The organism is Glaesserella australis, from assembly GCF_003260095.1.
GTDB classification, from domain to species: Bacteria; Pseudomonadota; Gammaproteobacteria; order Enterobacterales; family Pasteurellaceae; genus Glaesserella; species Glaesserella australis.
Genome location: NZ_PTPX01000014.1, coordinates 221996 through 236765, shown reverse-complemented (window position 1 = coordinate 236765; position 14770 = coordinate 221996). Strand labels below are relative to the sequence as shown.

The window sequence follows — 14770 nt, the reverse complement described above, 5'->3', positions numbered from 1 at the left end:
AAAGAAGAGTGCGGTTAATTTGCAAATGATTTAGCAAATCTAACCGCTTGTTAAACTAGAACGTGCTACCAATACTAAATTGGAATTGTTCAATTTCATCACCTTGGTATTTCTTAATTGGTTTCGCATAAGAGAATACTAAAGGCCCAACTGGAGAGTTCCACTGGAATGCAAGACCTGCTGATGCTCTAATACGTTTATAATTACCATAATCAGGTAACGTTGGATAAGTTGAACGTTTCCATTTCGTATCCCAAACGCTCGCTGCATCAACAAACACAGATGTTCTTACATTATGTTGATATTTTTCACTAATAAATGGCGTTGGCATAATTAACTCAAGGCTTGCTGTTGCCATTGCGTTACCACCGATAATGTCTCCATTAACAGAGTTAAAGACACTATTACCATTGCTATCTTTGCCTAAATAAATAGCTTGAGGACCAACAGCACCATAAGCAAATCCTCTTAAAGAACCGATACCACCTGCACTATATGTCTGATAGAACGGTAATTTTTTACCACTTAGCCCGCTCGCATATGCAATACTTGCTCTCGTAGAGATGACCCATTTATGTTCACGATTCAATGGTAAATAATTTTTGAAATCTGCACTTAATTTATAGTATTTATTATCTGATCCTGGAATCGTTACTTTACCACCGATATTAGCACTTGTACCTTCTGTTGGGAAGTAACCGCGATTTAAGCTGTTATAGTTCCACCCAAAAGAGAAATCAAAGTCATCTGCTTTAATTCGTGGATATTTATCTGTTGTCGAATCAATAGGATAGTTCATTGATTTGACATATAACTCACGATTATATTCTCTTTGTGCATTCTTAATCGTGTCATGAGTATAACCTAAACCTAAATAGTATGAGTTATTTTCATCAACAGGGAAACCTAAAGTACCATTAACACCATAAGTTTGACGTTTATAGCTCGCAACACTTTCATTCTTAGAGTTATCATAATCTTCGTAGAAGATATTCCCCCCCAAACTTACGCCATCTTTGGTGAAGTATGGTTCTGTGTAGCCTAAGTTAACACTGGTACCATAATCATTACGTGTACCATTTAAACTAATTGTTGATCCCATTCCTAAGAAGTTATCTTGCTTAATCCCTGCTTGGTAACTGATACCACTTTCTGTACCATAACCAATACCAAAGTTAACACTACCTGTATTACGCTCACGGATTTTATAAACGACATCTACTTGGTCAGTTGTATTAGGAACATTGACATAATTCATATCTACTGTTTCGTAGAAACCAGTACGCTCTAATCTTGCTTTACCTAACTGGCTTTTACTTGTTGATAACCAAGCACCTTCTTGCTGACGCATTTCACGACGTAATGTGGAATCTGCTGTTACATCATTGCCTTCAAAACGAATTTTTCTTACATAAACACGTTGACCAGCATCAACAACAAAAGTTAAACGTACTGTTTTATTTGCATCGTCAAAAGTAGGATGTAACTCTACTTTTGCAGAGCCAAAACCATTGTCACCTAAAACTTGTTTAATACCTTCTTCATATTTTGATAATTCATCCTTACGGAATAAGCTACCTTGTTTGAATCCTTTTAATTGCTCATTTAACTCTTTATCCAATTTAGCCGTATTACCAACAATACGAATATCACTCACATTGTAAGCTTCGCCTTCATGAATTTTATAAGTTAAATTTACTTCTTTTTTATCTTCACTAAATACAGGTTGTGCTGCATCAACATTAAATTTTGCATAACCACGATTCATGTAAAAATTACGTAAATTCTCAAAATCTTGGTTATAAGCTTGTTGTTCAAATTTGCTACTTGCAAAAATATTCCACCAAGAAACATCAGGTTGAATATCTAATTGTTTCGTTAACTCTTTTGAAGAAAATGCTTGGTTCCCTTCAAAGTTAATGTTTTTAACATAAGCAACATCGCCTTCTTTAATGTCTAATTTTACATTTACTCCACCTTCTGGAGATTGTGTGACATTCGTATCAATTGTCGCATTATAACGACCAATTGAATGATAATGTTCGATCAATGCCGCTTTAAAAGATTCTAACTTAGCTGCATCATAAAGCTCACCTTTAGTAATCAAGTTTGCTTTTAAATTTTGTTCTAGTGGATCTTTAGGAATGGCTGAATTTCCCTCAATATCTACATTATTGATAATCGGATATTCAACTACTTTAATAACAAGTGTATTACCTTCACGCACAGCACGTACATCTTGGAAATGGTTTTGTACGAATAACTGACGAACAACATTTGCCACATCATTATCTGTTGCTGTTTGCCCCACTTTCACGGGTAGCGTTGGAATAATTGCCGCACTCGCTGCTGGCTGAACACCGTCAATACGGATATCTTTTACGACAAAGGGCGCAGCAAATGCAACACCGTTTGCGACTAAAAGCGTTGAGAGTAATAGTTTTTTCATCTAAATGATCCTACTAGTTTCGTAAAATGATATTAAGATCTAACCGCTTGTAAGGCTAGAAATGAATTAAATCGTTAAACAATGCAAAAAGCATTAATCCTAAAACAAATGCAATACCTAATTGCTGAAAGCGAAGGTGAATTTTTTCTGAAAGCAGTTTACCCCGTATTGCTTCTCCACCTAATAATAGCAATTGTCCGCCATCTAAAGGTAAGATAGGAAAAAGATTCATCACACCTAAATTAACGCTAATTAGCGCCATAAAGCTTAAGTAATAAATCCAACCAATTTCAGCCGTTGCACCTGCGCCTTTTGCCATTGAAATCGGACCGCCCATATTGCTTAAAGACAAATCACCTGTGATTAAATTGCCAATAAACTGCAAAATGGTATAAGTCAATGAACCGACTTTTTCAATACTCTTGCTAAATGCCGTTAGCATATCATATTTCAGTTCTGCTCGGTACTTATCCGCCAAAGGCTGATAAGTTGGCACAAGTCCGATCAGATAACGTCCTTCTTTTTCTGACTTTTCTGGCTGTAATTGAAAATCTAAGCGTTGACCTGCTCGTTCAATATTTAAATGAACAATTTGACCTGTTTGAACTTGCTCTAATAAATATCGCCACTCAAAAGGTTTATTATTTACAGAGATAATTTTGTCGCCTGCTAAAATACCCGCTTTAGCAGAAACCGAATTTTCGACTACGCTTTTAACAATTGGTTCAACTTCCGCACCTTTAGGGCGAATACCTAATGTCGTTAAAGGATTCTCTTTATTGCCATCGACATTCCATTGAGATAAATCTAAGCTAAACTGATGAGAGATATTTTCATCAATATGGTTACCTTCAATCAAAACATGATTTTCACCGATTTTGCCTAATAGCGCTAAGGTTGCATCTTCCCAATCTTGAACAGAACGACCATCAACTGTTTTAATTTCAAATTCAGGTTCAAGTTGCGCTTGTGCTGCTATGGTATCTGGAATGACAGAACCAACCACAGGCTTAAGTGTTGGCACACCTGCAATAAACACCGCCCAATATGCCACAATCGCAAAGAGAAAATTGGCTACAGGGCCTGCCAACACAATAAAGGCTCGTTGTAAAACAGTTTTGCTCTGCAATGACTGTGATTCAGGCAAATTATGTTCAGGTTCGCCGTTATGCATTTGCACATAACCGCCCAATGGAATGAGCGAAAAGGCAAACTCTGTCCCTTGTTTATCTTTTTTACGCCATAACACTTTGCCAAAGCCAATGGAAAAGCGTAATACCTTTACCCCACATTTGCGTGCAGCCCAAAAATGTCCATATTCATGAACAAAGACCAATACGCAAATCAGGATAAAAAAGGCTAAAATCGATGTCATTACGCCACCTTACAGGAAGAAAAAGAAACCGATGGCAAACACAGGCACCGCAGCAGTTAAGCTATCAATACGATCTAAAATACCACCATGTCCCGGGATTAAGTTGCTACTATCTTTAATGCCAGCTTGGCGTTTGAACATACTTTCACTTAAGTCGCCTAAAATAGACACCGCAACAGTAATAATAGATAACACAATAAATGCCGTTGTATTTAACTCACGTCCAAAGACATTTTCAGGCGTTGCATTTAAGAAAATCAGCGCAATAATCGCAGAGGTAATCACCCCGCCGACAGCCCCTTCCCATGATTTTCCGGGTGATACTTTTGGCGCTAATTTATGTTTACCAAAAGCACGTCCTGCAAAATAAGCACCAGAATCTGCGCCCCAAACAAGTAAGAAAACATAAAGCAATAAGTAAGTGCCTTGGTGTTGTTCGATGTTATATTGATAAAAACGTAACGCCAACGTGCCAATTAAAAAGGGAATTAAGGTACAAAAGCCAAAAATGAATTTTGCCGCCACTGATTTTGCCCAAATATCAGCCGATTTTGGATAGCTCACCACTAAAGCAAAAGCAATCACCCACCAAAAGCCGCCGACAAATAACAATGGCGTAGTTTCATCCGTTAAAAAACGGGTTGCCTGAATATAATTTGTGCCAGCAATAATCGGGAAAATTAATAAGCAAGTCACCACAAATGCCACAATCGCCCGAGCAATCGGACGTTTAAAACCTACAAATTGCGCCCATTCCCACATACCTAACACGATAATTGCCGATAACCCAATGGTAAACGGCAATGGCGAAAGCCAAAATAATGCCACGACAGCGACAATAATCATCACAATGGCTGAAAGGACTCGTTCTTTAAGCATGAAATTTTCCTTATAAATTAACAACCACCAAAACGGCGATCACGTTGTTGGTAAGCAATAATGGCATCTGTAAATGCCTTTTCATCAAAATCAGGCCATAAAACAGGGCTAAACACTAATTCAGCATAAGCAATCTGCCATAATAAAAAGTTACTGATCCGTTGTTCGCCACTAGTACGAATTAACAAATCTACTTGGGGCTGTGTCTCTGTTACTAAGTGACGTTGAAAATATTCTGGCGTAATCTCTTCAACAGCAAGTTCCCCATTTTTGACTTGTAACGCCACTTTTTGTGCGGCTTGGGTAATATCCCAATAACCACCATAATTAGCGGCGATATTTAAAATCAAGCCTGAGTTATTTGCAGTCAAGGCTTCCGATTGAGCGATACGCTTTTGTAAGCTATCACTAAAAGCAGATTTATCCCCAATAATGTTTAGGCGAATATTATTTTTATGTAATTTTTTTACTTCTGAATCAAGAGCTTTCATAAAAAGCGTCATTAATGCAGAAACTTCAGCTTCAGGTCGAGACCAATTTTCGCTACTAAAAGCGTAAAGCGTTAAGACTTTAATACCATGTTTTGCTGCAAAATTAACTGCAGCACGAACAGCTTTCACACCGTTTTGATGTCCAAATATGCGTAATTTCCCTTGCTGTTTTGCCCAACGGCCGTTGCCATCCATAATAATCGCAACATGTTGTGGCATATTTTGAAGATCAATACTCACAGGAATTTACCCACTTAATTAAGAAATTGAGATGAATGAAAAATGGTGATAACTATACCATAGGATAGCGCCTAGGGGAATTGACTATCCCCTCTGCTTTTCGCTTTTTATTTGAAAGGAAGATTAAAAATTATCTTTTTGTTTCCGTATTGCAATAAATTCACTTAAAGTGACCGCTTGTAAAAAGGGGTTAATCTGTTTTTCAGTCCCTATCGTTGTAGGCAATGTCGGCTTTTGCTGAGAACGTAAAATATCCGCTCGCTCTTGATATTCCATTAAAACACAGTTACTTGGCAACACAGTTTCAGCAAATTTCAAATTACTTTGGGTATATTCATGTCCTGCATACACTTGCACAAAATCAGGCAGGGCTTTAAAACGTTGTAGCGTATCAAATTGAGCTTGATAATCCCCCGTAAACACTCTTCCACAGCCGCCCGAAAACAACGCATCGCCACAAAACAGGTATTCGTTATCAATCAAATAACTAATATGTTGAGCTGTATGTCCTGCACTTTCAATCACTTGAACGTTCAAACCTAACAATTCAAACTGCTGTTTAAGGTAAACAATGTCGGTCGCAAATTGTCGAACTTCTTCCGAACCATAAACCGACAAATGTGGAAATTGCTCAACTAATCCCGCCACGCCGTCCGTATGATCATGATGATTATGGGTCAGTAAAATAGCGGTCGGTTCCAGCTGATTTTTTGCAAGATAGTCCAACACAGACTGAGATTCAGCAGGATCGACAATAATGGCGTGATTGTCTTTTTGTAAGATCCAAATGTAATTATCGGAAAGGGCGGGAATAGGGGTGATGTTTAACATATTTGTATGCACCATAAAAATTATAGGTCAGGTAAAAATACCTGACCAATTTTAATTTGATTTTATAAATTGAGATACACCATTTTCACACCAAACTAATTTTTGACTCATCGCATTTTTGAGCAACTTATCATTTTCAGGCAATGCATCTCGTTCTGCTTCGTTGTGCCATAAATGATAGGCAATGGCGGAAAATTTGATATTCGCTCGCTTCCCACCACGATTAAAGAAACGAACCACAAATTCACTGTCTTCACGCCCCCAGCCAACAAAAGCGTTATTAAAGCCATTGATTGCCAACGCATCTTCTTTAAAGAAAGCCATATTACAACCACGAATACCGTGCAACTGTTGCTTCTCTTTTTTCAGTATAAAGGCAGAAATCAAAGGAAGATGCAAAGCAGACAACCGTTTTTCTAGCCGTTTTTCTAACCCTTTTTCATACCATTTTAAAACTCGGTAAGCGGTCGGATTTTGCAATAATTCTGCAGTTTTCTCCTTGGTTAAAACCACTCGTCCGCCTTGCACAAATAGCCCTTTTTTTGCCGCCATTTTATGGTCGGCAATAAATGCTGGGTGCAATACCATATCGCCATCGATAATAATCACATAATCGCATTCCGACAGAGCAATAGCTCGATTACGAGATTCGGCTAATCTGAAACCATCATCTTCCTGCCATGCATGCTTTAACGGCACAGGGAAATTTGTCTGAAAACGTTCAATCACCGCTTTTGTATCATCTTTTGAGCCATCATCAGCCACAATGACTTCATCGGGCAACACTTTTTGATGTAGCACCGACGTTAGCACCGCTTCTAAAGCATCGGGGCGGTTATATGTAGTAATAATCAACGACGTAGTTAAACGTTGGTTTGCTTCTGCTAATTTGACATACTTGTAATAAGCACCGCAAGCATTAGCAAAGGAGATAACAAAACCATCACGCCCTGACAATATGCCACGTTTTAGCAGGTAGTTTTTAAAAAAGGCAGACAGCCCATGACTAATTGCACTCCAAATAGATGCTCGTTTACGGAACTGTTGTTGCTGTGCAAATAAGCTCGTATATTGTTGCATCTTATTGATTAAGCCTTCAGCTCCATCAAAAGAGTAATGCAGAAAATGCTGTTTCAAGCGCACCAAAGCGATCTGTTCAGGAATAATCAAAGATTCGTGGACTTGTTTATCGTTAAATCTCACCGTCGTTCGATGATATAAACGCTTAACATAATCAGGATACCAACCGCAGGTTTTAATCGGTTTACCACGATAGTGATTAATCCGCAAAATCGCATACACTTTCTGTGTATCGTTCAAATCAATCTGCTTAATCTCTTCAATCAATGCTTGAGAAAAAATTTCATCACTATCCACATTGATAATCCAATCATAACTTGCTAGTTCTGCTGCTAAATTTTTCATTGGTCCGAAACCAATAAACTCATGATGATGAATTTTTACATTATCAAATTGAGCTGCAATCTCAAGGCTTCGATCCGTTGAACCATTATCTAAAATAATAATTTCAGCAAAATCCACTAATGATTGTAGCGATTGAGCAAGATATTTTTCAGCATTTTTAACCAGCATCGTTACGCTGATAGGCAATTTAGTCATAGCATACCTTTATTTTAAGAACAACGCCGCAGCCCCACGCACGCCACTTGAATCGCCGTGAATGGCTTTTTTGATCACAGGCACTTCTGCGGTGCGTAATAAATACTTCGGTAAGGCTTTTGGCAAGGCTTCGTAAATGTGGTCGAAATTCGATAATCCGCCGCCAAAGACGATCATATCAGGGTCAAGCACAGTGATGTATGTTGAAACCGAAATCGCCAATAACTCAATGAATTTATTGACAAATTCAACGGTTTTCGGATCTTCGGCATAGAAACGATGAATAATGGTTTTTGCGTCAATGTTGTCGCCGACTAAATCCGCATACAACATTTCAAAACCACGCCCTGAAACATAACTATCCAAACAAGCAGTATTGCCACAGCCACATTTGTAAATCGGGGCTTTTTCCCAACCAAGCAGTTTTAAAGCGTGATAATTGAGCTGAATATGCCCTACTTCGCCAGCCATACCAATTTGACCTGAGTGAGCTTTGCCGTTAATCACAATGCCGCCACCAAAACCCGTGCCGATAATTAAGCCTAACACCGTTGGGTATTGCAGATTGCTTTCGTCCCATGCTTCTGATAATGCAAGGCAGTTAGCATCATTTTCGGCGCGCACCTCACGCCCTAAACGCTCTTCCAAATCTTGAATAATTTTATTGCCGTGAACCACCGCAATGTTGGCAATTTCCGCAATGCCAGTTTTATGATTAACAAAACCCGGCACACCAAGCCCCACCGTGCCTTGCTCGCCAAATTTAGCATCCGCATTACGCACTAAGGCTTCCACCGTTCTTAACCAATCTTCGTAGCTCGTTTGTGGCGTTGGCACACGTTCACTGTGCAATTTCTCTAATTTTTCGTTAAAGGCAGCAAGCTCAATTTTTGTACCACCAATATCTAAACCGTAATAAACCATAGTTAGCCTCGCTTTTTAAATAGTGTCCATTTTTCTAAAAAAGGGATTGCCCATAGGAAGATGATCAGGTGGAACACCCACGCAATCAAGGTGCTAGCAAAAAGATCGATAGGATAATGCATTCCTAAACGTAAACGACTGATCAACATCAAACCTGCCCATAAAATTGCAAAAATTTGGGCAAAAACGACCGCTTGTCCTCGAATACCAAATAGTAATCCTGCAAACATTAGCATCCAAGAAACAGAAAAAATGGTATGCCCAGACGGGAAAGAATAGCCCAATTCATCGGCTTGATGTTCAACCACAAACTGATTTTCAGGGGTAACGAATTTAAGCACCGCCACTTCCTGTTCTGCTTTTGGCAAGGCATAAAAGGCTTCTGTATTCGGCTGGAACATTTGTGTTACAAAGGGACGTGGCTCTTGAAATACCGCTTTTGCCCCTTCTTTAATCGCCTGTGTGCCGACTACGGATGTCGCACAAATAAAGCCAATTAAAAACCAAGAATAACGAGAGCGAGCCAACCACATCAGCCATAACATAAATAACACGCAAGTGATGAGTGCGTAAGGCGTTGAGCCTGTTTCCGTTAAAATAAACAACGCCCAATCAAACAGATTAAAGCCCAAATTTGTTTGTAAATTCCATTGCCAACCGATAGCCCAAGCGACAAACGGAATAAGTAACATTAGAAAGGTTAAAAAAGAGAGTTTTTTTACCACGAGAAATTCCCTTATAAAAAAACCGCTTGCGACAACAAGCGGTCAGATTTGAACCTAGTACGGCTATGCCGTGCTAGGCGACAAACTTAAATTGCCTTTGTTGCCTTCGGCAAGCTGATTTTTTTCTCTTCGCTTTGACGATAAAGCACTAAAATATGCCCGATCGTTTGTACTTCAACCGCTTTGGTCTCACGCACAATTGCATCAATAATCAGCTGTTTCATCTCACGATCTGCACCTGCGATCTTCACTTTGATCAACTCATGGTGATCTAATGCGTTTTCGATTTCAGCTAACACACCTTCAGTTAAACCGTTACCGCCGAGCATTACGACAGGACTTAAATGGTGAGCTAACCCTTTTAAAAATTGTTTCTGTTTTGTTGTTAAATTCATGGACATTGAAATTGCCTTTTATACTAAAAAAATCGACGCAGAAAATAGCACATTTAAACGCATTTTTAAAGATAACAAATAGATAAAAACAGTTTTATGTAGCTGTTGCATAAATACAGTATAGAAATAGGGGTTTATCCCGCCTTACAAGCTTTTTGAATTTTATGTAACTACTACATAATATCGGATAAAAATAAGGAGCTTTATTAAGCTCCTTATTAAATTAAAATCAAGATTTAATTACAGAATCTCTTTCGCTTTCGCAACCACATTTTCAACGGTAAAGCCAAAGAGTTTGAACAACTCACCTGCAGGTGCAGACTCACCGAAGCTATTCATACCCACGATACGACCGCCGAAGCCTACATACTTGTACCAGAAGTCTGCAATACCTGCTTCAATTGCCACACGTTTTGTTACAGAGCTTGGTAACACAGATTCACGATACGCTTCATCTTGTGCATCAAATACGTTCGTGCTTGGCATTGAAACAACACGCACTTGATGACCTTCTGCACTTAGTACGTCCGCCGCTTTCATCGCAATTTCAACTTCTGAACCTGTTGCGATTAAGATTAAATCTGGGCAATCGCCTTTTTCACAGCATTGACGCAAGATATAACCACCACGAGCTACATTCGCTAACTGCTCAGGGGTACGTTCCATTTGTGCTAAGTTTTGGCGAGTGAAGATCAATGCACTTGGGCCATCTTTACGTTCAACCGCCGCTTTCCACGCCACCGCAGATTCCACTTGGTCACACGGTCTCCACGTTTGTAGATTTGGAATTAAACGTAATGCTGCAGTTTGTTCAACAGGTTGGTGTGTTGGACCGTCTTCGCCTAAACCGATAGAGTCGTGGGTGTAAACGAAAAGTGAGCGTTGTTTCATTAACGCTGCCATACGCACCGCATTGTGAGCATATTCCATAAACATTAAGAATGTTGCACCATATGGAATAAAGCCGCCGTGTAATGCGATACCGTTCATAATCGCTGACATACCGAACTCACGCACTCCGTAGTTGATGTAGTTGCCATCAACATTATAATCCGCACGAATTGGTTTTGAACCAGACCATAAAGTTAAGTTGGAACTTGCTAAGTCTGCTGAACCGCCTAAAAACTCAGGCAGAATGTGAGCATAGGCTTCAATCGCATTTTGTGATGCTTTACGGCTTGCGATGTTGGCTGGGTTTGCTTGTAATTTTTCGATAAAGGCTTGTGATTCAGCCGCCCAGTTTGCAGGCAATTCACCTGCTACACGGCGTTTGAACTCTGCCGCAAGCTCTGGGTAAGCGGTCTCATAAGCAGCAAATTTTGCATTCCACTCTTTCTCGGCAATTTGACCTTTCGCTTTTGCGTCCCATTCAGCGTAAATGTCTGCAGGGATAACAAATGGTGCGTGTTCCCATTTTAAGTATTCACGAGCAGCCGCAATTTCTGCATCGCCTAATGGCGCACCGTGACAGTCGTGAGAGTTGCATTTGTTTGGAGAGCCATAACCGATAATGGTTTTGCAGATAATTAAGGTTGGGCGATCTTTTTCTGCTTGAGCATTTTCAATCGCAAATTTGATTTCGTCCGCATTGTGTCCATCAACACCACGAATAACGTGCCAGCCGTAAGACTCAAAACGCATTGCGGTATCATCAGAGAACCAGCCATCAACGTGACCGTCAATAGAGATATTGTTGTCGTCATAGAACGCAATCAATTTACCTAAACCTAAAGTACCCGCTAATGAACAGGCTTCGTGTGAAATCCCTTCCATTAAACAGCCATCGCCTAAGAAAGCGTAGGTGTAGTGGTTTACGATCTCGTGTCCTTCACGGTTAAATTGTGCCGCTAAGGTTTTTTCTGCAATCGCCATACCGACTGCATTGGTAATCCCTTGACCTAATGGACCTGTGGTCGTTTCAACACCTGGTGCATAACCATACTCAGGGTGGCCTGGGGTTTTAGAGTGCAATTGACGGAATTGTTTTAAATCTTCAATAGAAAGATCGTAGCCAGTTAAATGCAATAAGCTATAAATCAACATTGAACCGTGTCCGTTTGAAAGCACAAAACGGTCACGGTTTGCCCACGCTGGATTGGTTGGGTTGTGAGATAAGAAATCACGCCATAATACTTCGGCAATATCTGCCATACCCATTGGTGCACCTGGGTGACCCGAATTTGCTTTTTGCACTGCGTCCATACTTAAAAAGCGGATTGCATTTGCCAGTTCTCTACGTTCTGCCATTTTCGACTCCTAAAAATTAATGAATATAAAAAAATAAAGTACGGTGTTTTTACTTCACCTAACTAAATTTGATTTGTAATGGTGGGTTAGAACCCACCTTACATATAACCATCTGAAAAACTTATTAAGTTTACACTATTTTTAAAGTAACTTGCGGAAAATCTCCAAAGTAAAATGTGATCTAGATCACAAATTTAAATCCCCATTATTCGCAAACGTTTACCCATAAATCATAAAAATTTCATTGCTATTTACCTTGATTTTACGTAGAATGTTATCTCTTTTGGTTGCTAGGCTTTTGCCTAGTTTTTTATTAATACATATGGTACTAGACAGCCGAGTAGTATGCTCTAGTGGCGATATGGCTTCGTTAGAGGTTTTCTATAATGAAACAAGGTATTCATCCTAAATATGTAGAAATTACTGCAACATGTTCTTGCGGTAACGTAATCAAAACTCGCTCAACTGTGGGTAAAGATTTAAACTTAGACGTATGTGGCAACTGCCACCCGTTCTACACTGGTAAACAACGTGTTGTTGATACTGGTGGTCGTGTTGAACGCTTCAACAAACGCTTCAGCATTCCAAGCACAAAATAATTTGAATTTTCCAAGAAAAACCTCCACAATAGTGGAGGTTTTTTTGTATATGAAAAGTTTATGCGCATATTAGTATTACATCAATGGCTAGTCACTGGAGGTATTGAAAGAGTTCTTCTTTCATATATCTCTGTTTTTCAGAAACTCAATTATCAACTCGATATATTGTTAACCTATGATGTTGGATATCAAGAAAATTCATTACAAACATTATTACCAACTAATATTAATGTTAGTTATATATTTTCTCAAGATGAATCTAAAGCAATTTTAGCATTAAAGAGTAATAAAAGATCTTCTTTTCTCACAAAACTTAAATATGAATACGGTAGAATTAAAAGTAATCATAAAATAGAAAACACCATTAAAAATAAAATAAAAGAAAATAATTTTGATCTCATTATTGATTTTAGCTGGATACTAGATCGTTTAATTCACAAACCATTTATAGCTAAATGTGGAACACCAATTATCCGTTGGAACCATTCTCAGTTATCTAAACAAAAATCAAGTACAGAGCATTTTAAAAAATTATCAAAATATACAAAAATTATTTCTATATCCAAAGAAATGACAAGCTTTTTGCAAAAAAATATAAAACTACCTAAAGATTCTATCACTACTATATATAACCCTATTAATATAGAAGATATTACATATAAATCTAAACTATTACCTAAGTTCAATTTATGTGAAGAATATTTTATCGTTGTTACTCGATTAGTTAATGGAAAAGGCTTACTAGAACTAATTGATATTTATGCAATGTTAAGAAATAGGGGAATAAAACACAAGCTATATATTATAGGTGATGGGGATTACAAGTATAAAATAGATGAACATATAAAATCATATTCTCTAGATGAACATTGTATATTACTAGGGGAAATAACAAATCCATATCCTTATATTAGAAATGCCCACCTATTTCTTTTTACATCAGAAAGTGAAGGACTAGGCATGGTATTGCTAGAAAGTTTAGCTTGTGAAACCCCTATTATTGCGATGGACTGTCCAACTGGGCCAAAAGAAATTATAGGTGAAAAAAATGAGTATGGAAAATTAATTCCAATGCACGATAAAGAGAAATTTTGTCAAGCTGTTGTTGAATTACTAGAAAATCCTAGCCTATATCAGCATTATATAAAAGAAGGGAAAAAAAGAAGTTTAGATTTCTCTGAAGAAAACATTAAAGAACAAATAGAAAGAACATTTAGAAAGATAGTGAGTAATAAGTTATGAATCAAACACCTATTTATATAATTAACTTAGAGTCATCATTAGATAGAAAAGAATATATTAAAAAACAATTTAATACGTATCAAGACAGTATACATTATACTTTCTTCCCTGCAATTAATGGTAATAAAGAAAAAGAATTCTACCTTTTCAAAAAATATAATAAAGCCAAAAGATTTCTTCGCAAAGGAAATATAATGAGTTTTTCTCAATTAGGCTGTTTCGCAAGTCATTATCTGCTTTGGGAAAAATGTATTGAATTAAATAAAGGTATTATTATCTTAGAAGATGATGCTATTTTGCAAGATAATTTCTTAGATGTCTATAAATTTTGTACATCTGATGAAAACTCATTTGAATTTTTCTGGTTATCGCCTCCCGCTTTTGAGAAAATGAATGGTGAACATACATTAAAAATTAAAAATAGTAATACTGAATTAATTAAGTTTGTTGGTAAACATGATAATGCAACAGGTTATTATATAACACCACAATCCGCGAAAAAGCTGTTAGATTACTGTCAAGAGTGGATCTATGAAGTTGATATAACGATGGATAGATTTTGGGAAAATCGTCTCAATATTCTCAATGTAAATCCCCCTTGTGTTAAACCCAGCTTTGAGTTTAAAACAAACATTGAAGTAGATAAAAATAAAAAAAACAGAACAGTTAAAATAAGACTATTACGTGAATATTATAAACTTATTGATATAGTCAAAAAAGCAATTTACTTAAGAATGAAGCATTAAGGAATTT

The 14770-nt window shown here is 37.8% G+C and carries 13 protein-coding genes; 3 read left to right on the top strand and 10 right to left on the bottom strand.

What is annotated here, in order from left to right; all coding sequences use genetic code 11:
* Positions 1–55: 55 nt before the first annotated feature.
* The 10 genes from bamA to tkt form a co-directional block, all read right to left on the bottom strand.
* Positions 56–2449: an outer membrane protein assembly factor BamA gene (bamA, locus tag C5N92_RS07985; RefSeq protein WP_111750317.1), complete on the bottom strand. Its 2394-nt coding sequence runs from the start codon at positions 2447–2449 to the stop codon at positions 56–58.
* Between the two features lie 55 nt (positions 2450–2504).
* Positions 2505–3824: an RIP metalloprotease RseP gene (gene rseP, locus C5N92_RS07980; protein ID WP_111750316.1), complete on the bottom strand. Its 1320-nt coding sequence runs from the start codon at positions 3822–3824 to the stop codon at positions 2505–2507.
* Between the two features lie 9 nt (positions 3825–3833).
* Positions 3834–4703 (bottom strand): phosphatidate cytidylyltransferase, encoded by an 870-nt coding sequence (locus C5N92_RS07975; protein WP_111750315.1) that lies wholly within the window; start codon positions 4701–4703, stop codon positions 3834–3836.
* Between the two features lie 17 nt (positions 4704–4720).
* Positions 4721–5434 (bottom strand): polyprenyl diphosphate synthase, encoded by a 714-nt coding sequence (uppS, locus tag C5N92_RS07970; RefSeq protein ID WP_255409117.1) that lies wholly within the window; start codon positions 5432–5434, stop codon positions 4721–4723.
* Positions 5435–5557: 123 nt separating this feature from the next.
* Positions 5558–6265 (bottom strand): hydroxyacylglutathione hydrolase, encoded by a 708-nt coding sequence (gene gloB / locus C5N92_RS07965; protein WP_111750314.1) that lies wholly within the window; start codon positions 6263–6265, stop codon positions 5558–5560.
* Positions 6266–6316: 51 nt separating this feature from the next.
* Positions 6317–7885 (bottom strand): glycosyltransferase family 2 protein, encoded by a 1569-nt coding sequence (locus C5N92_RS07960; RefSeq protein WP_111750313.1) that lies wholly within the window; start codon positions 7883–7885, stop codon positions 6317–6319.
* Positions 7886–7894: 9 nt separating this feature from the next.
* A complete protein-coding gene (gene nagK, locus C5N92_RS07955; RefSeq protein WP_111750312.1) occupies positions 7895–8809 on the bottom strand; it encodes an N-acetylglucosamine kinase in 915 nt (304 codons plus the stop codon).
* A 2-nt stretch (positions 8810–8811) separates the two neighbouring features.
* Positions 8812–9501, bottom strand: a complete 690-nt coding sequence (locus C5N92_RS07950) for a phosphatase PAP2 family protein (RefSeq protein ID WP_181015879.1) — start codon at positions 9499–9501, stop codon at positions 8812–8814.
* Positions 9502–9620: 119 nt separating this feature from the next.
* Complete coding sequence (yhbY, locus tag C5N92_RS07945; protein ID WP_111750310.1) at positions 9621–9935, bottom strand: ribosome assembly RNA-binding protein YhbY; 315 nt, start codon at positions 9933–9935, stop codon at positions 9621–9623.
* A gap of 234 nt (positions 9936–10169) precedes the next feature.
* Positions 10170–12176, bottom strand: coding sequence for a transketolase (gene tkt, locus C5N92_RS07940; protein ID WP_111750309.1), 2007 nt, complete (start codon positions 12174–12176; stop codon positions 10170–10172).
* Positions 12177–12562: 386 nt separating this feature from the next.
* On the opposite strand from tkt, the gene rpmE reads away from it, so the two are divergent.
* From rpmE to C5N92_RS07925, 3 genes are read left to right on the top strand one after another with little or no spacing between them, the layout of a single operon-like run.
* Entirely contained in the window at positions 12563–12775 is a 213-nt protein-coding gene (rpmE, locus tag C5N92_RS07935) for a 50S ribosomal protein L31 (RefSeq protein ID WP_111750308.1), read from the top strand.
* A 60-nt stretch (positions 12776–12835) separates the two neighbouring features.
* On the top strand, positions 12836–14017 hold the full coding sequence (locus C5N92_RS07930) for a glycosyltransferase (protein WP_111750307.1): 1182 nt from the start codon (positions 12836–12838) through the stop codon (positions 14015–14017).
* Positions 14014–14763 (top strand): glycosyltransferase family 25 protein, encoded by a 750-nt coding sequence (locus tag C5N92_RS07925; protein WP_111750306.1) that lies wholly within the window; start codon positions 14014–14016, stop codon positions 14761–14763. Before C5N92_RS07930 ends, C5N92_RS07925 begins: the two co-directional genes overlap by 4 nt.
* Positions 14764–14770: the final 7 nt, after the last annotated feature.